The following is a 19999-nucleotide window of genomic DNA, read 5'->3' as shown; positions in this document are numbered from 1 at the left end:
AGGGCAGAGAGTTATCAGCCGCCGAATTCAGCTAGACGATTCGTAAGCTTGCCGTATCTTCGGAGCTTGTATCCCCTTCTATCAGCCGCTCATAGAGTCCTAGCTCTAAGAAGAGCTTGAGTAAATCTTGAACAGGTAAGTTGCGGGCGTATTTCACTACTTCATCGGTGCCCTCTTCGTACTCCCAAAGCTTATCTTCAATAGCTGTGCGCACGCCGGGGGAGTATTGGAAATCAACCTTGGTGTTAGATCTGGCCGTGGACTGCAACCGGGAGTCCTTCGCGATTTCGGCAACCATGGTGGACACGAATCCCACCTTAAATTCGTCGCCTAAATCGAGCCCCTGAAAGTACTCGTTAATCTTTTCGATGACTACAGATTTCTTTTTGCGCTCCCGTTCTCGCACCTGTGCCATGCCAGCTTCGGTAATTCCCGTGAGTCCGCTAGCTTCTCCCTCGGAGAGCCTGAGGTCTTCTTCTCGAATCTTTTCTAGGCGGAAGTGAGTGAGGACGACGTCGTCCACATCTACTTGTTCAGGGTTCGGCTCATCGAGTGTGAACTTGCGTAATCTTCTGCTGAGAAGGTCAGCGAAAGCGGCTAGTTCCTCGTAGTATGGGTCATTAAAATCAAAGATTTGGGCGAAAAAAGCATATGTTTTTACGTACTGCGTGAGTGTGAAGCGGAAGTCGGTGAGGTTATCTAATTCTGCTTTGTTGCCGTCTTCGCGAGCGTTGCTCCATCGAATGGCGAAACGTTCTGCGGGTTGTCGGAGCAGGGAATCGAAATTCGCCTGGCGTACATTTGATGCTGACCATTTTTCCCAGAATTGCTTTACATCCTCGACGGTGTAGATGCCTTCAGTATCCAGTTTTGAAACTTGCTTGGAAATGAGCTCAAGGTCAGATTCTTGGCGAATTTCTGCCTCGGTATAGTATTCGCTGAAGCTCTGCAGAATCTTCTGAGGATCATTGACGAAGTCTAAAACGTAGGTGTTGTCTTTGCCAGCGGCGCGGCGATTGAGGCGAGAAAGAGTTTGAACCGCTGTGATGCCAGAGAGCTTTTTATCAACATACATGGCCACGAGCAGTGGCTGATCAAAACCAGTTTGGTACTTGTTTGCCACAATCAGAATATGCTGGTCTTCCTGGGCGAAAACTTCTGCGAGGTCTCGTCCGTGAAGTTGCGGGTTCATGGAGCTCTCAGTAACAGTGGGTGTTTCGCCACCGGGAAGAGTTTCTACATCTGGGTCAGGGAGCTCACCGGAAAAAGCAACCAGTGTGTGTAGCGGCAATCCTCGTTCACGAATCGCTTTTTCAAAAGCACGTTGGTAGCGTACGGCTGCTGCGCGCGAGTTAGTAACCACCATAGCTTTAGCTTTGCCACCCAGCTCATTTTTGACGGTGCCGGTGTAGTGGTCAAGAATAATCGCTACTTTAGAGGAGAGGTTCGTGGGGTGGAGCTCTACGAAATTGATGAGAGTTTTAGTGCCTTTTTGAATATCGATTTCTTCGTTGGCGTTGTCTTCTTCTGCACGTTGAGCAATGCGAGCAGCCATTTCATAGCTGGTGTAGTTCTTTAAGACGTCGAGGATGAAGCCCTCTTCGATTGCCTGTTTCATGGGGTAGAGGTCGAAAGGCACTGGTGGCAGTTCGGGTGCGGGTCGGCGTCCGAAAATCTGTAGGGTTTTTTCTTTAGGTGTTGCGGTAAAAGCGAAGAAGGAGATGCGGTGAGCGGAATCTAACCGTTCTGCCATGCGGGTGAGCGCTTCTTGGTCGGCATCAGATTCGTTGCCTTCGAGATCAAGGTCTATTTCAGCGCCCTGGTAGAGCAATGATTTTACGGAGTCGGTGGCTTTACCTGCCTGGGAGGAGTGCGCTTCATCGGCGATGATTGCAAAATGTTTTCCGGCTAGCTGGCTGCCGCTCTTCTGCATTTCTTCTAGCGCATAGGGGAAGGTTTGTAACGTAACACCGATGATTTGCACACCGGATTCGAGAGCTTCTTTGAGCTGTTTTGCCTTAGATCCCTCGCCTCCGCGGGTAATGGGTTGAAAGGTTCCGGTTGCAGTCACGAGCTGGTCTACGGCGTCCTGAAGTTGCCTATCGAGAACCTGTCGGTCTGCAATAACAATGACGGAGTCAAAGACTTTTTCACCGTCTTCATTATGCAGATTGGCGAGCCGGTGGGCTGTCCAAGCGATGGAATCTGTTTTACCTGATCCGGCGGAGTGCTGGATAAGGTATTTGTGTCCTGGTCCCTCGATCCGAGCAGCGTCAACGAGTTTGGTGACTGCTCGCCACTGGTGGTATCTGGGAAATCGTGTTTGCGAGTGATGAGTAATCCTGCCGGTGAACGGATCTACTTTCTTCTCGTGGTTGGTGTAGATGAATTTACTGAGGATAGTAATCCAGGTATTACGTTGCAGAATTTCTTCCCAGAAGTAAGAAGTAGAGATGCCCTCAGGATTGATTGGATTACCTGCACCGTTGTCTTTGCCGCGATTGAAGGGGAGGAAGGTGGTGGCTTTCCCATCAAGGCGGGTGGTCATGAAAATTTCGTCTTGGGCAAGTGCGAAATGGACGAGAGCACCGCGGTGTTCCTGCAAGAGCGGGGATAGCTTGGGGTCACGGTCTTGCTTGTACTGTTTAATGGCTTGCTGCAACGTTTGGGCATATTCGCTTTTGAGCTCGGTGGTTGTTACCGGTATGCCGTTGCAGAAAAAGACTAGATCAACCCGAGCTTTTTGGGGCTGAGTAGGATAGGCATGGACTTCTTCAACTACCCGTAGGATGTTCTTTTCGAAGAGGTCCGAGAGCTCAGGGTTGCGGTTATCTTGTGGGGGTAGCTGAAGTACTTTAAAGGGGCGACGCGCACCAAGCACTCTGAAACCCTTGCGCAGTACGTTAAGAGTGCCGCCTCCTTGCAGTTCAGGAGTAGCAAGTGTGCGCACGAGTGAATCGAGAATACGTTCTTTGGCTTTGGCTGTTTCATCAGCGCTCAAGCCAGGTTTGACGATGCGCTCGTAGTTTTGCGGATCGCTTATCTGCAACCATTTGAGGAGATCAGCCGGGAAAAGTGCCCGTTCGGCATCGTATTCGGAATCGTTGGGGGAGTGTTCCCATCCGTTTGCTGCAAGGTACTCGCAGATTTCTTGCTGGAAAGGACGTTCGAGGTGAGCGCGGGGCATGGGAGGCTCCTGGGGAGAAGGTGCAGAAGTTTCTCTTTCAGTGTATGAGGTGAAGCCTATGGTCTGGCGCAAAAGTGCAAATATCCTACGTACAGTGCATGAAATTTTACGCACTGTATGTAGAATATTTGCACCTTGCTGGTCTGAGGCTGACCAAAAATATAAACTTGTACATTGGATGTACATTCGTTTGTTCATCCAATGTACAATTTTATATATGATCTTGTATCCTCGTTTTATAGAACCCACTATCCGTGAACATTTAGCTGTTACTCCTGTGCTCATCGTTGAGGGTGCCAGGGCAGTGGGTAAAACCAGTCTCGTGCAGAAACTACGCAGAGATGGATTGCTAACAGCGGTTTACTCTATGACGGATGTAGAACTAAGGAAAACAGTTGAAAACGACCCGGTAGCTTGGTTGCGCGGTCGAACCTGGCCTTGCGCCATAGATGAGGCTCAGCTCGTCCCTGACCTTCCGCTAGCTCTTAAAACAATCTTGGATGAAAACAGTGACCAAATCAGAGTTCTTCTTACAGGTTCATCGAGTATCGGGCAAACCCAGACAAACTTTGGAGGCTCTGATCCGCTAGCACGCCGGGCGTTCAGAATTACTCTGGAGCCTTTATCCGAGGCTGAAATATTTGCCGGCGAGCAACTTCTTGCTCCTTGGTCAATAATTGATGAGATGTTCAGAGCAGAACCTTCTGATACTAAGAGATCTCTAGCTTTTCCTAGTCAAAACGAGATTTTTACTCGCGGCGGTATGCCACAGTACAGAGTTTCTGAGACCACAAAAAGCCCGGGGCTCTTACGCTCTGCTATTGAGCAAGGTATTCGGAGTATTTTGACAGAGCGTGTAAAACCGGGTGAAATTTTTGACCAGCAAAGAGCTTATGAATTGTTGGCTTACATTCTGCGCCATCCAGCATCGGAGTTAAATATGTCTGAAGCTGGAAGAGATCTATCTATTGATCGTAGAACTGTAGACAGCTATATCAATGCGTTAGAAAAAAGGTTCTTGGTGTACGAGGTTCCAAACTTTCACCGCCCCTCCAAACGTACTCTTCGGAGCTCAGCGAAATTTTTTCCAGCAGATTTAGCATTATCCACTCATGTCATTACCAGTCAGAGCGATAAAAGATTAGATGATTCTGATATTCGGGGCAGGCTCACTGAAGCACATGTTGTTCAACAGATGAGGGCGCATGCCGGTTGGTCTGAACTGGAGGTGGATATTTTCCATTGGCGTCAATCAATCAAACAGAAGCCTGCTGAAGTTGATTTAGTACTTAGAGATCGTCAAGGCAGATTGGTTGCTATTGAGGTAAAATCTTCCACCCGGTTTAAGGCGGATCATTTGAAGGGAATCCGGGCTTTTAAGGAGCTATATCCTGACGATTTTCACAGGGGTTTCTTGGTGTCGCATAATCCTGAAGTTATGAGAGTGAGCGAAGATATTTGGGCGATACCTATTGAATATTTGGGGTCAAGAGATTCCTGGGAGGGGGATTTCGCTCTTCAAATCCCTCCGCAGATAGCTGATGGTGAAGAAGCTCAAGATGAGATCGAAATGTTAGGGGAAGATATGTCCGATACTCAGATTTTTATGAGCTATACCCATCAGGATGCTGATTCCGTGGTTGGCGGAGATATGCGCCAGTTTGGTAGAGATATTGCCGAGGCACTTGAGAGCTTGTTTGGGCGTTCAGTTGATTTGTTCCTTGACACTGATAAGGCGCGTTGGGGAGAACATTTATGGAATCGTCTAGACGCTGAAATTCAACGTTCTACCTTTTTCATGCCCTTTATTACTCCTCGCTATTTGAATAGTAAGGCTTGCGTGGATGAGTTTCAGAAGTTTTTGGACGCTGCTGAGCGCGCCGGCGCAGAGAAGCAACTTATGCTTCCACTGGTGTGGATTACTCCTCCTGCTTTTAAGCGAAATACCGGCAATAGCTTGATTGTTGAACGCGTGAAGCAAACGTTGTATCAAGATGTTTCTGAGATAAGAACACTCGACCGGAGCGCAAGTGGCTACCGCCAGAAGGTTGAAGAGCTTGCTGGATATATCAACGAGATGATTGAAGAGAGGGAGCAACAGGGAATTGAAATTAGCGAATCGACTTCAACTGAAGAAGAGGAAGTAGCTAAGGGCGCCTTCGATTATTTAGCAGAGATTGAGGAAACCTACCCACAGGTTGAGTCATCCCTTGAAAGTTTTATGAGTGCCTTTACTCAGTTAGGATTGGGCTTTCAAGAGAGCGGTGGAAAGCTCAATGAGCAAGCGTTATCAAACCCATTTCAGACACAGAAGCTATTGAAAGAGATGGCTAAAGAGCTTGCTCCATTAGCCAAGAAAACAGAGGAAAAATCTCAGGAGGCTTCTAAAAAGTGGTCTGAACTCATTAGTAAACTCAATCGCGGTGTTCATTTGCTGAGTGAAGCTTCAGGTGAAGATGTTCCAGATTCTCTTATTCACGATATTGCCTCAATTCGGGATACTCTCCAAAAACTCGAAGGGGTCGCAGAGATTGAATCTATCGCGATTCAGATGCCTAAGCTTTCCTCTGCGCTGACACCTATTTCACGTGCTTTTCTCTCCAGCATTCGGACTATCAATTTGATGGATGAATCTGTTAGCGATTGGTTGCGATCGATTGGTTATGAAAAGTAACGGAGAAAAGCTAAAATCTGTCGTTTACTAAAGCCATCGGTTGAAGTGCGCGGTGAAGCTCTTCGATGTTTACTACCTTGTGCTTCTTCGCGGAGTTCATGGAGAGAAGAAAATCCTTGAGACTGTTGCCCTGAGCGGAGTTATGCAGACTAAAGTAAGTGGTCTGCTGGGATAGGGCGCGTAGATTGCTCTGCCAATAGTAAGAGTTGGCGTGCGAGAACAGCACCAAAGTTTCTATAAAGAGTTTGCTGTGCAGTGGGGACTGTGTATTGAGGTAGTTTCTGAGATGCACTGCCTGTATGCGTGCTTGTTTACCAGGGGAGACGGCGTAGGAATCGGTGTGTTCTTCAAAATAGATGTTGGTCTTGGGGCCCTCTGGTGTGGCTCGGTGGTGGATGAGCGCTTCTTGCGGTGATGAACCTTTGTGCGGGACTTTGAGGTGCCAGATATTGCCTGACCAATACTTGTTTTCAATCACGAGCACGGTGTTTTGCGTGATGATGAGGTGATCGATTTGACGGCGTACGCCGTCGCTGGTGGTGAAGGTGAGGTTGGTGAGGAGGACGCCGTGGAGTCCTGCTTCTTTGCAGGAATCGAGGATGGTCTTGCGAGTGTATTGCTCGGTAGAGAGTTGCCGGTTGAAGCTGGCTAGTTCCTTGGTGAGCCGTTGAACTTCAGCCCGGTCATCAAGGCTTTCTAGCTTTTTGATTTGCTGAGTTTGCTCGAGAACTTTCGCTTCAAGTTCTTGGTGGGCGGCGATGCGCTCAGCAAGCTGGTTTTCTGCTTCGCGAAGTTTCTCTATGCTGGGCGTATTTTTGACTTGTTGCAAGAGCGCGCTGTTTGAGCCATGCAAGCGGCCTTCAAGAAGCGCAAGGTTCTGCGCTAATGATTCGAATTGTTGGGGTGTGCTAGCGCTCGCCTTCTTCCATTGCATATAGAAGAAGACGAGCCCGACCAATGTGAGGGTAAGCAGGACAACGAGAGCGAGTAGAAGTAGTTCCAAGGTGGCTCCTGGGGTGAGTGGTTTCCCTTGATGCTACTTCTTTTTCTTGACCGACTGTAACTTGAGTTACTTTTATTTCACTGCGCTAAGATGCTTTCTGATTGAGACGGTTTTCGCTTCATTTCGACTGTTGGTAGAACCGCCCTCAATAACTCTGAGCTTAGTGCCGAAGGTTAGAACGTTTACATCATCTTCTGGGAGTGAGAGCTCTCGCGCGACACGTTCTACCGTTACCGGTCCGCTCTTATCTGAGGCATATACCTGCGGATAAACTTTGGACATTTCGTAGGTAGACATTCCACCCGGCTCACCCTTTTGAAAGCCACGTTTGGCGAGTTCTGCGCAAGTGGTGCGGTATATCCAGTCGGTCATCCTGCCGTTTTTATGGAGGGTGTAGGTGAGCGCCATGGCTGAAACTTTGAAGGCATCTTTGGCGTAGAGAATGTCGTTAACTTTAGCGTTATGGGGCATGTACTCAGCGAGCATTGAATCAGGAAGTAAGAAGGCAGAGGCGAATTGGTTCGCCTCTTGTTCTTGCTGTGCGGCTGATTCGGCGCAGGAGTGTTTGTGCATGACGAGGTGCCCTAGTTCGTGGGCGAGGTCAAAGCGAGCACGCTCAGGTGTTTTATGGCGCGCTAAGAAAATAAAGGGCTGAGCCTTATGGAAGAAAGAGAAGGCATCTACCGACATCGCCAATGAGGGTAGACCAAAGACATGGATGCCTTTTGATTCGCTAAGTTGTACGAGATTAGGTAGGGGTTTGACGCCGAGACCCCAGTGGTCGCGCAGTAGTTGAGCTGCCATGTGCGGGGTTTCATGGGTGAAGGCAGGAAGGTTGAGTCGGGGCAGAATGAATCGCTCTCCAACCCAGTGTGCGATTTCAACGCCGAACGCACCTGCGGCTTCTGCTGCATCTCTATTTTTGCGGGTGGTATTTCTACCTGCACGAAAGTTGACGGTGTCAGTTTCGATTTCTGGAGCGCCCGGAAGCCCGAAGAAGGGCGCCGGAAAGTCTAGAATTGCAGCAAGTTTCGGGGCGCAGCTGAGCGGGGCACCGTCTATTTCGTACTTTTCGGCGGTACGACTTGAAACGCCCAATTCACGTGAGAGGGACGCGCGGGTGTGACCTCGCCGTTTGCGGGCGAGGGAGATGCGGTCTGGGTTGAGTAGGTTAGGCAATTTTGAAGTCGATTTCTCCGCCGCCGATGTCTCTAATGTTTTCGATTGCGGTGTCAAAGGGTATGGGTTGAAGGAGGACGCGTACTTGCCAGTCGCCAAATTGTCCATCTTTGAAGTTTGGGTAAGGAAGGGAAACCTCGCAACGTAGTTCATTTTCTGCACGGTAGTAGAGCAGGAACCAGTCTCCTTCGGGCGGGGTATTAGTTACAGAAGTAGCTTTCTGGTCTTCTGGAGCATTAAGAACGAAGAGAACAGGGTCACCGCTGTTGACCGCTTGTTCTGTGGCTTTTCCTTTTGCGCGGTTAGCACGTGGTTTCGCTAGAACATCAGGGTTTCCAGTATCTTCATTACCACCGATAATTCCTAGGGTGTACTTCTTAATAGGGTGAGAGGCTAGAGGCCTATTTTGCGGGTCTGTAAGGTTCCAGTTGTGTTTGGTGCGGAGATGGTCTCGGAGTACTTCTGTGGTGTCGAACCAGCGACGTGAACCTGCTGCAGTGACGGGCGCACTTGTGCGCGTGTTGGCAGAAGCAGTCTCGCCAGCAGCCAGGCTTTCGTGGATATCTGCAATATCGATACCCATCAGGGCTAAGTATTCCGCAGCTTGGTTAGGCTGAACGATGTGCGCACCCTCGGAATAGGGAAGCGAAGTAGGCATGACGAACCACCTTCGGGAGAAGAATAAAGTACCTCAAATTATTGCACAAAACCCGAAGTTTGGTTGGTGTAATAAATAATCCATTTCCTTGCCTAGAGCAGTCAGGTGGATCTATTGAACCTCATCCTGATGTTAGTCTGGTCTGAGATTTTATTTGGGATGAGGGCTTGGAATCATGGCTATATATGACAATATTTCGGCATCACTGGCTGATGTTTTTTCAGACTCTGTAACCACCGATTCGAAAGTGCGTATTGCGGCAGCTACTTTTTCAATATTTGCCTTTGATGCACTGAGTAGTGAGCTACAAAAGTCTAAGAGCTTTGAGTTCATATTTACTGCGCCAAGTTTTGCTGAGTCAGAAAAGTTAGTGGATTCAATATCTAGCTGTCAACGAGAAATCGCGAGATTGGGTGAGCAATATCTTTCAGGTTCGCCACTTGAGACACCTTTGAGGCTTATTCATAAGGGGTAAAAACCAGGAACCCGCCACCAACTAGACAACGGTCCCACCGAAGGCAAAAATGAGCGTTAAATCATCACAAATAACCTCAAGCCAAACCGGAAGAACCGTTGCACAACAAGCGTACAACCGGGCTCACTAGCGCACAATTCGCCACACTCGCCACAGCCCTGAACAAGAACCTTATCTGGAATCAACCAGGCACCAGACCTCGCAAAACCAGCCTGACACAAGCCCTGAAAATTACCCTCATCTATCTACGCCACAACATCACCGAAGACCTCTTAGCTGATATCTTTGATCTCTCGCAAGCCACCGTTTCTAGAATCATCAACCGCATCGAAAGTGCCTTATTGAAGCTGACTGAGTTGAAGGTTCCCGAGCTTGAATCACTCAAGAATGTCCCTGGCTCACTCGTAATAGACGGCACGTTAATTCCCATCTGGAACTGGTCTTCACAAGGGCAAATACTGTTTTCAGGTAAGCACAGAAGAACCGGTTTCAATCACCAAGTCATCTGTACCTTAGACGGGAGATTGCTAGCCATTACCGACCCGGTGCCGGGGGCTAGGCATGATGTTTATGCTTTTCGCTTTCACCAGCTAGGGAGGTTCTTGGGTGAGTCCACTTTGGCAGATAAGGGGTACATCGGGCTGGGGTTGCTCACACTGACTAAACGAAAAGCGGGTGCAAGGATGAGGGCTAGGGTGAAGGAGAATAATCGGAGGATCAATCGGTTACGTTCGGTGGTTGAATGGACGATTGCGCAGGTGAAGACCTGGCGGGTTTTACATACGGGCTTCCGTCGGCCGCTCGGTGTTTATTTGCGGGTGTTTTCTTCTGGTGCGGGCGCTGATTTTCTTTGCGGCTTCGGACCCCTTATGAATAAGCCTCAATGGTACAAACGGATTGTTTTAGAGAAGAAGGGCGTCCGGCACAGTATGTCGCCGCGTGGCTGCCCGGCAAGCTGACCTAAAAGTACACTCAAACCGTTGAATGCTCACCGAACAAGATGAGCATTCAACGCTTTTTGTGTGCCTGGGAGGGGGCGTGAGGTTTTATACTGACAGCTATGCTGGAAAAATTGCTTGACCCCCAACTCACCCTAAAATCTCTCCTCAATCTGACCGATATAGCTCCAGATGACATCATTTTTATTAGGCACACCTTTGGGTCCCCTGAATTTCCTTCCCCTGAATATGTCACAGAAGAAACGCTCTTCCAATACACGCGGAGCCAGGCTGTTGCGTCCAAGAAATTTCCGCAAAATCCGCCTCGTTATTGGTTCGTGTTTCTCGCTGAAACCGGTGGGCAGTGCAGACTTTATACCGTTTATGAGAATCATGGTGAAATACTTGAGGAACGCACTGAAAGCCATCGATATTTTGATCTTCACCAGTCCAGTGTGTTTGCTGGTTTACGGCAACGTTTGCTCATTGAATGGACTAAAGATTTTGTTAACTGGTCCAAAATGGGTAAGTATGCCGACAAGCTCAAGGTGTTAGAAATAGCTCCTCGAGGAGTCAAAGAATTTCCAGGCTATGACAACTTATTGCTGAATTATTCAGAACTCCAAAAAGTAGTTTCGGAAGACCCTATCTATGTGAAATGGCGTGCTGCCCTAGGCGCAGTCCAGGGCATATATCTTATTATCGATACCATCAACGGTCAGCAATATGTTGGCAAAGCGGACGGTAACGAGCGGATTCTGGGGAGATGGCGCGCATACGCTGGTGACGGTCATGGGGGCAACGTTGCCATGCGCGAATTGAAATTGTCTGATTCCGAATATGCACAGCGTTATCAGTTCAGCTTGCTTAGAGTCTTCGGCCCGCAGACACCGCAGGTAGAAGTTGACCGGGCTGAAAGCCACTACAAACAAGCACTGCTCTCCCGAAAGTTTGGGTTGAATAGGAACTGACGGTACTTCTGCGCTGATTAGACAGGTTTGTACCAGATAGCGCGCACCGTACTGGGAAATGTTCTGGTACCTCGTGCGCTATCTAGTGCAAACGGATTGTTTTAGAGAAGAAGGACGTCCGGCACAGTATATCGCCGCGTGGCTGCCCGGCAAGCTGACCCAAAAGTACACTCAAACCGTTGAATGCTCACCGAACAAGATGAGCATTCAACGCTTTTTGTGTACTAAATTTGAGCGCTTCAGGCACATCCCCCGCCGGCATCCTGTAGATTTCTAACTAAGCAACCGAGGAGGACCCCATGAAAATCGCACTCGCTCAAATCGGTAGCGGTGAAGACGTCGCCGCCAACCTGCAGAAAGTCACCGACTTCGTGCGCGAGAGCGCTCAGAAGCAGACTGACCTGGTGGTATTTCCTGAGGCGACCATGTCCGCATTCGGCACCGACATCTTCAGCGCCGCGTCCGAGCACTCTGACCACTGGCAAAAAAGCCTGGCAAATCTCGCCCAAGAGCATGGCATCACCATCGTGGTAGGCGAATTCGAACCAGCGGGGGAGAGGGTTCGCAACGTCGCTGGAATCTACAGCCCCGACGGCACGCGCGACTCCTACGCCAAAATGCACCTCTACGATGCCTTTGGCTACTCTGAATCAGACACCGTCGAAGCCGACGAAGAACTCTGCACCTTCAAAGTAGGAAACGTAACGGTTGGCGTTGCCATCTGCTACGACATCCGATTCCCCAAACTCTTCGCAGAACTCTCCCGCGCCGGTGCACAAGTTATCGTCGTGCCCACCTCCTGGGCAGCCGGACCCACCAAAAAACAACAGTGGCAGGTTCTCACCCGCGCTCGTGCACTGGATTCCAACTGCTTCGTCGTCGGCGTCGACCAAGCAAACCCCGTAGTCGGTGGCCCCGACGTCGAAACGGAAGCACCCACCGGAGTTGGCCTTAGCGTGGTGGCAGATCCTTTCGGGCAACCCCTCATTGAACTAGGCGAAGGCGAAGACCTCAAAGTGGTTCGTTTGGATCTCGATATCATCGAAAAGGCCGAGCAAGCAGTGCCTGTCCTGAAAAACGCGAAGCTGGGGTACTAGAGGTTAGTCGGTCGATGCCGTATCTTCGGCAAGCCGCGTCTCTCACACGCTTCGCTACATCCAGTTTTTTCTTTTAAATACTAGGTAGAGGATTGTAGACACCGCCACCATCAACAAAAGCGAAGCGGGATACCCCCACGGCCATTGTAGTTCAGGCATATTTTCGAAATTCATGCCGTAGATGGATCCGATAATCGTCGGTGCTACCAAAATCGCAGCCCACGCTGAAATGCGTTTCATGTCGTCATTTTGCTGCTCGGCCACCAGAATGCTGTTCACTTCAAGAGCGTTCTGCAAAGTGCTCCGTAAGTCATCAATACGATCATTAATTTGAATCGCGTGGTCCTTAACATCTCGGAACTGACGCACATCATGAATAGCTTCTTGCTTATCTTCAGGGTTATCAGTATCAGCCGTCGCGCGAATCCGCTCCATGAGAGTATCGAGCATCCCAAGCAGCGGTTTACAAGCGCGCTTAAAATCGGCAATCTCGTTGAGTAGCGCGTAAATACGCTGGGAGACGCCGGCGGTATCGGTGGGCATAGGAGAGAAAAGGGCGTCCTCAATCTCGTCACTATCATTCTCCAGCCCTTCAACTACAGGGAAATAACGGTCTACTACCGAATCAAGAGCGGCGTGAACCATATCCCACGGAGTCTTAAGATTCTCTATCTTGGAGGCAATATCTTCCAATAACGCTTTAACATTTGACTCTTTACGCAGATAATCTTTCACGATAGCCACCATGAAATTTTCACCCATGAAAAGGTGAATCTCGCCAAAGTGAATTTCTTCCTCTTTGTCTAAATACACTGCAGGTCTTAGCACCAGGAAATAAGTATGACCGTAGCGGTCAAGTTTAGCCCGCTGGTGACCTTCGGTGGAATCTTCTACTGCTAACTCATTCATGCCGAAATGGGAAGTGAGAGCGTGCATATCGTCATTTGTAGGGTCGCTAATACCTACAAATGCGTTAACGTCGTCGCGCTCTTTGAGAGCGGCATACGTTTCGTCCAAAGTTTTTGATTCAGTGGAGGAACCGTCATGATAGTTGAGCGTGTTTACAAGAATCGGCATGAGGTTAATATTAACCCGCGTGCTATGGGCGACTGGTAATCTGGTGCGGTGATGTGCGCACATTCCGCAGAATTTATGGGGGCGGTGCCGCGCCGGTGTCTATGAAGGTTTCGTAAGGAGAGCGTGTGCAGCAAAAAGTTATTCAGATGCCGGGCATGATCTCTATTATCGCTACCTTCGCGGCGGTTATTTCGAGCCTTTCGTTGCTGTTGCCGGCGTCCCCTGCATGGGTAGCTTCCGGTGGTGCCGGAGCGATGGGCGCGGGGTCGGTGACGGCGGCGCTGATGGCGGTAACTGTTGCTACGCAACTTTTCGCGGTTCGCCCGGCTCTTGCTCGGTTTGGTTGGCAAAAGACTCTGGTGGCTGGCACGCTTTTCATGGGGTTGGGTTCGCCGCTTCAAGCGATTTCCCCTGACCTTCCGTTAGCACTAGTCAGCTCGGCTTTGCGCGGCGTGGGCTTCGGTATCGTGACGGTGTGCGGCTCGATGGCACTGTCTCTTTTAATCCCTGCCGAACGACGCGGGCAGGCAGTTGGGCTTTATGGTCTAGCTGCTGCCGTTCCGCAGATGATTCTTACTCCTCTTGCTCCTTGGCTCATTGAGGTACTGGGGTTTCGCCCGGTGTTGTGCCTGGGTTTGATTGCGGTTTTGGGCGCGCCCTTCGCCTGGTATCTGGGTAAATTGGTGAACGCTCGGACGGCGCAAGCCCCCGCCTCTGCATCCCAGCAGGGGGCAGGTGCCGGTTCAGTTTTGCGTATTATCTGGCCTGCTCTGCTCACTCTGACCCTGATTACCGCAGCGGGCGGGGCGTTCATGACGTTCGCTATAGATATTGCCCCCACCGCGCTCGTCGCTTCGATTGCCCTCCTTGTTCTGACGATTACTGCCGCACCCACACGCTTTTGGGGCGGTTCGCTATCGGATCGTTTCGGTACCCGAGTGCTCATGACCCCGGTTCTGGCTCTTTCTGCGGTGGGCGCCGTCCTCATTGGGTTTTCCGCCGCTGGCGCCGAGGGTAACGCACGATCCATACTGCTTCTGCTTGGCGCGCTATTGGTCGGTGCGGGCTACGGCTTTTTGCAGTCGGTGACGATGGTCCGCGCGCTCAACGACGCCGGCCCGGCGCATAACGCCCGCGCTTCTGTGGCATGGAACGCGAACTTCGATTTGGGCACTGGCTTGGGCGGGCTAGCGTTAGGCGCGCTAGCGCAAGCCGGTGGTTTCCCCGGCGCATGGTGGATCTGGGCGGGACTAATGGCGGTCTCTGTTGCTGTGATGGGCGCTCGCGATGCTCGCGAATTCCGCCGCCACTCGCCCAGGTAGCCCTCCCTCTTTAACGATAGAGTTTTAAAGAAATCTCAACCGACCCCCGGGAAGAAGAGAATGCAGAATTCCGTAGCAATCATCGTACGCACCAAGGATCGTCCTCGCTTTCTCGAACGTGCACTGGCGAATATTGCGGCGCAAACCTACCCGCAGGTGAAGACCGTTGTGGTCAATGACGGCGGCGACGCTGCCACCGTCGACCGTCTGATTGATGCTTCTGCGCTTTCAAACGTTCAGGTTATCCACCACGAGGTCAGTCGAGGAATGGAAGCCGCTTCCAATGTTGGCATTCGCGCCTGCGCATCGGAATTCATCGCAATCCATGACGACGACGACCTCTGGGAACCCACCTTCCTCGAAAAAACTGTGGCGGCGCTGGAAGAGAACGACGACGTCATGGTGGTTGTGCGCACCGACGAATACTTCGAAAAAATTACCGAATCGGGCTTCGAATTCGTAGAATCACGCCCCTTCTGGGAAAACCTACAGGGCATGAACGTGGTTGATTTCTTCCGCATTAACCGCGCAGTACCGATTGGCATTCTTTACCGCCGCCGTCTGCTCGATGAAATCGGCTACTACAACGAAACCCTACCGGTGGTCGGTGACTGGGAGTTCAACGTGCGCGTTGCTTCCAAACATAAGGTTCTGTTTCTTCACGAGAACCTTGCCCACTGGTCCAAGCGTTTGAACGCTACTGGAACCGACTCCAATAGCGTGTACGCGGCGGCGCAAGAACACAAATTCTTTGACGCGCGAGTACGAAGCGACGCGGTTCGGGAGCACTTCGCCCAAGGCGGGCATCTGGGCCCTTATCTTTACAACGCGCACTTGGCGAATGAGGTCCAGGAAGCGGTTCACCACAGCCACGAGTTGCTCCACGACGTGCTGAACCGGTTAGAACGAATCGAAGCCACCCAACGCGAACAAGCTGCGCGCTTAGAACGAGTTGAACGGGCGCTAAGCGTGCGGGGGCGCGCCCGTACCATCAGCACCAAACTACAGCGCTTGGCACAGCGCAGAGAAAAATAAAATTACTTCTTCAGTAATTGTTTTTATCCCTGGTACAGCGTGGTTAAGAACTGCGCTTCATCAGAAGGGGCGCAGGAACTTGGCGGAGGAGCTTGTATTTCAAGAAACCAGCCACCGCCCCTAGTGCGTACCCTCCTTCAGAAAAAGTCTTGAGGCGACTCTGCGCGTCCTTGTATTTGAAGAGCCGATAAGGCGTTTTCGCTAACACAAACCCCTGTTTGAGCAGGGAAATATCCCTTTGCACCTGTTCGGGGTAGCGCACTGTCACGAGTACATCGTTGAGAGCGTAGAAATAATGTCTGCGGAATTGCTTGCGGGGAGACTGCGAAATTCGATAAAGGACGGCGGCACCGTAGGATTCAACCTGTTGCATACCCGCTTTGCGGGCTCGTGCCCAAAAGTCCCAGTCGTCGCTGCCACGTTTATAGGATGAATCGAATCCTCCCAGCGCAAGAAGATCATGTTTTCTGGCACCGAAAGATGCTCCACCCACAAAGAAATGAACCTCAATTTTTTCGTGAGGATTGGGTTCCTGGATAAAGAGATTTTGCCATTTGGGCTGGGTAAAGAGCTGGTAGATTTCCCGGTTTTCTAGGGATAAGTCCCCGGTATCTGCAACATTGAGGTATTGACCCAGCACGTAAGAATTCGGGTGATTTTTGAGTGTGGTGTAGAGCGAGCGAACCCAATCTTCACAGACGAAATCGTCGGCATCGCAAATAAGAATAAAGTCGGTTTGCGCGTCCTCGATACCTACGTTGCGGGCGTAGGAGACATTCTGAATTTCTGAGGAATCTACTATACGCACATTGAGCCGGTCCCTGAATCCATCAACTACCGCACCCAGCGCATCGGTACTTCCGTTATCGCTGATGATGACTTCAAAAGCGGGGGCATTTACCTGACGGCTCAGGCATTCTAGCTGGTGCCCTATGACGTCGGCGGCGTTGAGGGTAGGTATGACGACGCTCGCCAAGGGAGCATCGGTGAGGTTCTGTTTGACCGCCCGGCGGATTTCATCGCTGATGGGCTCCATCCTGTCGCGGCGGTTCTGATAGTCCCTTTCCCATGACTGCTCGCGGTCTTGGTCGGCGTAGCCTTGTGCAATTTCTAAAGAACGGCGGTAGATGCGATTCCGCTGTTCCGCAGCAACGGGGGTCCAGCTCTGCGGCGTCAGAGAAACAGCTGGCGCGAGGACTGGCAGCTTGTTTTGTAGGTCGGCAGAACCTGTCAGGGCTTGTTCTACGGCGTTCCACCATGCTTCAGAGAAAGAACGCAGCTGAGAGGTTCGCTGAAAAAGGGTCGAAGAAATGTCGTCGTGCCAGCGAATTATTTCGGCCAGCGCAGAGGAATAGACGGTAGCATCAGCAGAATCGAGAGGGATTGTGTAGTTTTCCGCCCCGTAGTGGGACATCATTCCTCTCAGGCGCATATCGGTAAAGGCATCTGGAATCAGCCCTATAAATGGGACGCCTGATGAGAGAGAAAATACGCCGGGGTGGTATCTGTTAGCTATCGCAACATAAGCGTTGCGGTGAATCGAAACAGCCGCATCAGCATGGAGGATGGGGAGCACGATTGGTTTTGAATTCATCTGGCGGGCGATAGCCGCATGGACGAGGTAGTCTTCATCTTTCCTGCCAGGGGTGCCCTTGTGGGGAACAAAAACCGTATGAAGATGATGAACCTTGTAGGCTTCATCGAGTGCCTTCGCCAAGTGTTGAATCTGCTCGTTATCTAACCCCACGAAGGTAGCGCAAATATATTGATCGGGGAGGTCCGGGACTGTTTCTCCGGGTAGCTGCCTGTGTTCGGAGACGTAGAAAGTGGCGTCATCAATCATGTGATGAGCAGGAACATTATGGTCTTGAGTCCACTGGTAGGAGCTAATTTCTCTTACGCCTACCAGGCGGGATGCCGAAAGTAACTCCTGAAGAATCTCGGAGTCTTTATCTGTGAGCACAGGGCCAAGCGATTGCCCAGAGATAACGAGGGGGATCTCGAAGGTTTGAGCAATGAGCCCATAGGCGGCTCGCTCGTAAAGTAACCACCCGTAGGTTGAATTCATGTTTCCGCCGCCAGCAATGAGAATGCCATCTATTTCAGTCATCGCCTGGGTGAATTCTTCTATTTCAGGGCGGGCTGGTTGTCCTAGTAGGTGTTGGCGGACTTCTTCTAGATATTGTTCTCGTTCGGCAGGGGAGCTGGGAAATTCTAGGGTGTGGATATAGCCGTGAGCCACCCCAATATTGTGTTCAGAGTGTTTTAGGTTCGTGGTTCCTATATGGACCTCAAAACCGCGGTCGACGAGCTGGGTGGCTGCGGTGATGCCCATGGCTTCGTCGCCTACATGGTAATTTTCTCTGCCTAAATCTGCGAGAACGAGGATGCGTGGCAAGTGAAAATTCCCCCCAAAGTAGTGACATGATGAGCTCTTCGGGTGATTTTACCTGACCTATCCGAAGGAAGGGGTAAGGGGGCGGACCCAGCCCATAGTTTTGGCTAGACTGAAACTATGAATCCTCTACTACCTACGGGCTGGGAACTCTTCATCACTGTGGTCGGAATTATCCATGTGGTCCTTTTGCTTGCGGTAATTTTTCGGGTGGGGTTCGACAAATGGCTCGCTCCCGAACACAAAATCTTCCTGCTGATTATTTCACTGTTAGTACCGATTATCGGTCCGGCGATGAGCCTGCTTGTTACCTTCCGCACCAACAAGTAGCTATTCGCCGGTGGCGCCGTCATCTTTCTGTCCTTAAAAGTTTTGTGCCTCAAAGCAAAATTTATGAACCCTAGGGTGTATAAATTTTGCCTTTGAGGCACATTTTTGTCCGGGACGCCGGGACGCCGGGATGCCGCGTCTAGTCTTCGATCAGGTCGCGTACCACGATGGTCTGCTCACGACCGGGGCCCACACCGATTGCTGAAATACGGCAACCGGACAGCTCCTCGAGCTTCTCCACGTAGAGACGCGCGTTCTGAGGCAAATCATCCAGCGACTTTGCCTCGGTGATGTCCTCGGTCCACCCGTCAAAGTACTCAAAGATAGGCTTGGCGTGGTGGAACTCGGTCTGAGTCATGGGCATTTCGTCCTGACGTACCCCGTCCACATCGTAAGCAACGCACACGGGAATCTTCTCCAGTCCGGTGAGAACGTCTAGCTTGGTAATGAACAAGTCGGTAAAACCGTTGATGCGTACAGCCTGGCGCGCCAGCACGGCGTCGTACCAACCGCAACGGCGCGGACGCCCGGTATTCACACCGAACTCGCCACCTGTCTTCTGCAGAAAATCGCCCATCTCGTCAAAGAGCTCAGTAGGGAAGGGGCCAGCACCCACGCGGGTGGTGTATGCCTTCTGAATACCGATTACACGCGAAATACGGGTCGGACCAACACCCGAACCAACGGATGCGCCACCTGCCGTCGGGTTCGACGACGTCACGAAGGGGTAAGTGCCGTGGTCGACGTCGAGGAAGGTCGCCTGACCACCCTCCATCAACAAGGTTTTACCCTCGTCCAGCGCGTTGTTGAGAAGCTGGGTTGATTCAACAATCATGGGCTTGAGACGCTCGGCGAAGCCCATGAAGTATTCAACGATTTCTTCTACTTCAACGTGGCGGCGGTTGTAGACCTTCACCAAAAGTTCGTTCTTTTGGCGCAATGAACCTTCGACTTTTTGGCGCAGGATGGACTCATCCAGAATGTCCTGAACACGAATACCCAGACGCGCTACCTTGTCCTGGTAAGTGGGGCCGATGCCGCGCCCGGTAGTGCCGATGGCGCGCTTGCCGAGAAAGCGTTCGGTGACCTTATCCATGGTCTGGTGGTAAGGGGCCACCAGGTGAGCATTTGCTGAAATTTTAAGTTTTGAGGTATCCGCCCCGCGCGCTTCCAAGCCGTCAATTTCTTCAAAGAGGGCCTCGGGGTTCACTACCACGCCGTTGCCAATAACGGGCACCGCGTTAGGGGAGAGGATGCCAGCGGGAAGTAGCTTGAGCTCGAACTTCTGACCGTTGACGACGACGGTGTGACCGGCGTTGTTGCCACCGTTAGGTTTGACGACGTAGTCAACTCGACCGCCGAGGAGGTCAGTTGCTTTTCCTTTTCCTTCGTCGCCCCACTGGGCTCCGACAATCACAATCGCTGGCATGAAAATTTACTCCTTATGAGCGCGTACACCCGCCGGATTTCACGGAGGTGCGGTGGGTTTTGGCTAATTTAGGCAAAAAACACCAAGTTCAAGAATACCTTGTCTGGTTAGGTGTGGCACAGTGCTATTCAAAATACTGGACGGCGCCAAACCTTGTTGGTTCTCGAATGGCTCGTTTGACTGATTGCCTTTGTGCGCTCCTGCCCGGCGCGGCGTCGGCAAGGATAAT

General features: G+C 51.1%; 15 protein-coding genes. 8 read left to right on the top strand and 7 right to left on the bottom strand.

Annotation, left to right across the window (positions count from 1 at the left end):
* Window positions 1–31 precede the first annotated feature (31 nt).
* Window positions 32–3187 (bottom strand): type I restriction endonuclease subunit R, encoded by a 3156-nt coding sequence (locus tag IDM48_RS10425; RefSeq protein ID WP_190617320.1) that lies wholly within the window; start codon window positions 3185–3187, stop codon window positions 32–34.
* On the opposite strand from IDM48_RS10425, the gene IDM48_RS10420 reads away from it, so the two are divergent.
* Window positions 3186–5861 carry a DUF4143 domain-containing protein gene (locus IDM48_RS10420; protein ID WP_068172770.1) on the top strand — a complete coding sequence of 892 codons (2676 nt, stop codon included), beginning with the start codon at window positions 3186–3188 and terminating at the stop codon, window positions 5859–5861. The two genes, IDM48_RS10425 and IDM48_RS10420, sit on opposite strands and share 2 nt — an antisense overlap.
* Window positions 5862–5871: 10 nt before the next feature.
* Here the strand turns inward: IDM48_RS10420 and IDM48_RS10415 are convergent, their stop codons facing one another.
* The 3 genes from IDM48_RS10415 to IDM48_RS10405 all read right to left on the bottom strand — a co-directional run bounded on the left by IDM48_RS10415 (window position 5872) and on the right by IDM48_RS10405 (window position 8701).
* Window positions 5872–6864 carry a nuclease-related domain-containing protein gene (locus tag IDM48_RS10415; RefSeq protein WP_068172771.1) on the bottom strand — a complete coding sequence of 331 codons (993 nt, stop codon included), beginning with the start codon at window positions 6862–6864 and terminating at the stop codon, window positions 5872–5874.
* Between the two features lie 72 nt (window positions 6865–6936).
* Entirely contained in the window at window positions 6937–8043 is a 1107-nt protein-coding gene (locus tag IDM48_RS10410; protein ID WP_190617318.1) for an XRE family transcriptional regulator, read from the bottom strand.
* Complete coding sequence (locus IDM48_RS10405; RefSeq protein ID WP_145176586.1) at window positions 8036–8701, bottom strand: hypothetical protein; 666 nt, start codon at window positions 8699–8701, stop codon at window positions 8036–8038. Before IDM48_RS10405 ends, IDM48_RS10410 begins: the two co-directional genes overlap by 8 nt.
* Before the next feature lie 175 nt (window positions 8702–8876).
* Between IDM48_RS10405 and IDM48_RS10400 the strand changes: the two genes are divergently transcribed.
* The 4 genes from IDM48_RS10400 to IDM48_RS10385 all read left to right on the top strand — a co-directional run bounded on the left by IDM48_RS10400 (window position 8877) and on the right by IDM48_RS10385 (window position 12182).
* Window positions 8877–9176, top strand: coding sequence for a phospholipase D-like domain-containing protein (locus IDM48_RS10400; protein ID WP_190617316.1), 300 nt, complete (start codon window positions 8877–8879; stop codon window positions 9174–9176).
* Between the two features lie 98 nt (window positions 9177–9274).
* Entirely contained in the window at window positions 9275–10135 is an 861-nt protein-coding gene (locus IDM48_RS10395) for a transposase family protein (RefSeq protein WP_190617315.1), read from the top strand.
* A gap of 101 nt (window positions 10136–10236) precedes the next feature.
* Window positions 10237–11085, top strand: a complete 849-nt coding sequence (locus tag IDM48_RS10390; protein ID WP_202939877.1) for a GIY-YIG nuclease family protein — start codon at window positions 10237–10239, stop codon at window positions 11083–11085.
* A gap of 299 nt (window positions 11086–11384) precedes the next feature.
* Entirely contained in the window at window positions 11385–12182 is a 798-nt protein-coding gene (locus tag IDM48_RS10385) for a carbon-nitrogen hydrolase family protein (RefSeq protein ID WP_190617313.1), read from the top strand.
* A 54-nt stretch (window positions 12183–12236) separates the two neighbouring features.
* Here the strand turns inward: IDM48_RS10385 and IDM48_RS10380 are convergent, their stop codons facing one another.
* Complete coding sequence (locus IDM48_RS10380; protein ID WP_190617312.1) at window positions 12237–13259, bottom strand: magnesium and cobalt transport protein CorA; 1023 nt, start codon at window positions 13257–13259, stop codon at window positions 12237–12239.
* A 125-nt stretch (window positions 13260–13384) separates the two neighbouring features.
* On the opposite strand from IDM48_RS10380, the gene IDM48_RS10375 reads away from it, so the two are divergent.
* Both IDM48_RS10375 and IDM48_RS10370 read left to right on the top strand, forming a co-directional pair.
* Window positions 13385–14581 carry an MFS transporter gene (locus IDM48_RS10375; protein WP_190617310.1) on the top strand — a complete coding sequence of 399 codons (1197 nt, stop codon included), beginning with the start codon at window positions 13385–13387 and terminating at the stop codon, window positions 14579–14581.
* 60 nt (window positions 14582–14641) lie between these two features.
* The gene (locus IDM48_RS10370; RefSeq protein ID WP_190617309.1) at window positions 14642–15616 is read left to right on the top strand and encodes a glycosyltransferase family 2 protein; all 975 of its coding nucleotides are present in this window, start codon (window positions 14642–14644) and stop codon (window positions 15614–15616) included.
* Between the two features lie 43 nt (window positions 15617–15659).
* Here IDM48_RS10370 and IDM48_RS10365 read toward each other — a convergent pair whose 3' ends face one another.
* Complete coding sequence (locus tag IDM48_RS10365; protein WP_190617307.1) at window positions 15660–18014, bottom strand: polysaccharide pyruvyl transferase family protein; 2355 nt, start codon at window positions 18012–18014, stop codon at window positions 15660–15662.
* Window positions 18015–18131: 117 nt separating this feature from the next.
* Between IDM48_RS10365 and IDM48_RS10360 the strand changes: the two genes are divergently transcribed.
* Window positions 18132–18341 carry a hypothetical protein gene (locus IDM48_RS10360; RefSeq protein ID WP_068170929.1) on the top strand — a complete coding sequence of 70 codons (210 nt, stop codon included), beginning with the start codon at window positions 18132–18134 and terminating at the stop codon, window positions 18339–18341.
* A gap of 139 nt (window positions 18342–18480) precedes the next feature.
* Here the strand turns inward: IDM48_RS10360 and IDM48_RS10355 are convergent, their stop codons facing one another.
* Window positions 18481–19770, bottom strand: a complete 1290-nt coding sequence (locus IDM48_RS10355) for an adenylosuccinate synthase (protein WP_068170926.1) — start codon at window positions 19768–19770, stop codon at window positions 18481–18483.
* Window positions 19771–19999 lie beyond the last annotated feature (229 nt).

It is taken from the genome of Rothia amarae, assembly GCF_014705945.2.
Classification (GTDB): Bacteria; Actinomycetota; Actinomycetes; order Actinomycetales; family Micrococcaceae; genus Rothia; species Rothia amarae.
This window is presented reverse-complemented; position numbering and strand designations above follow the sequence as displayed.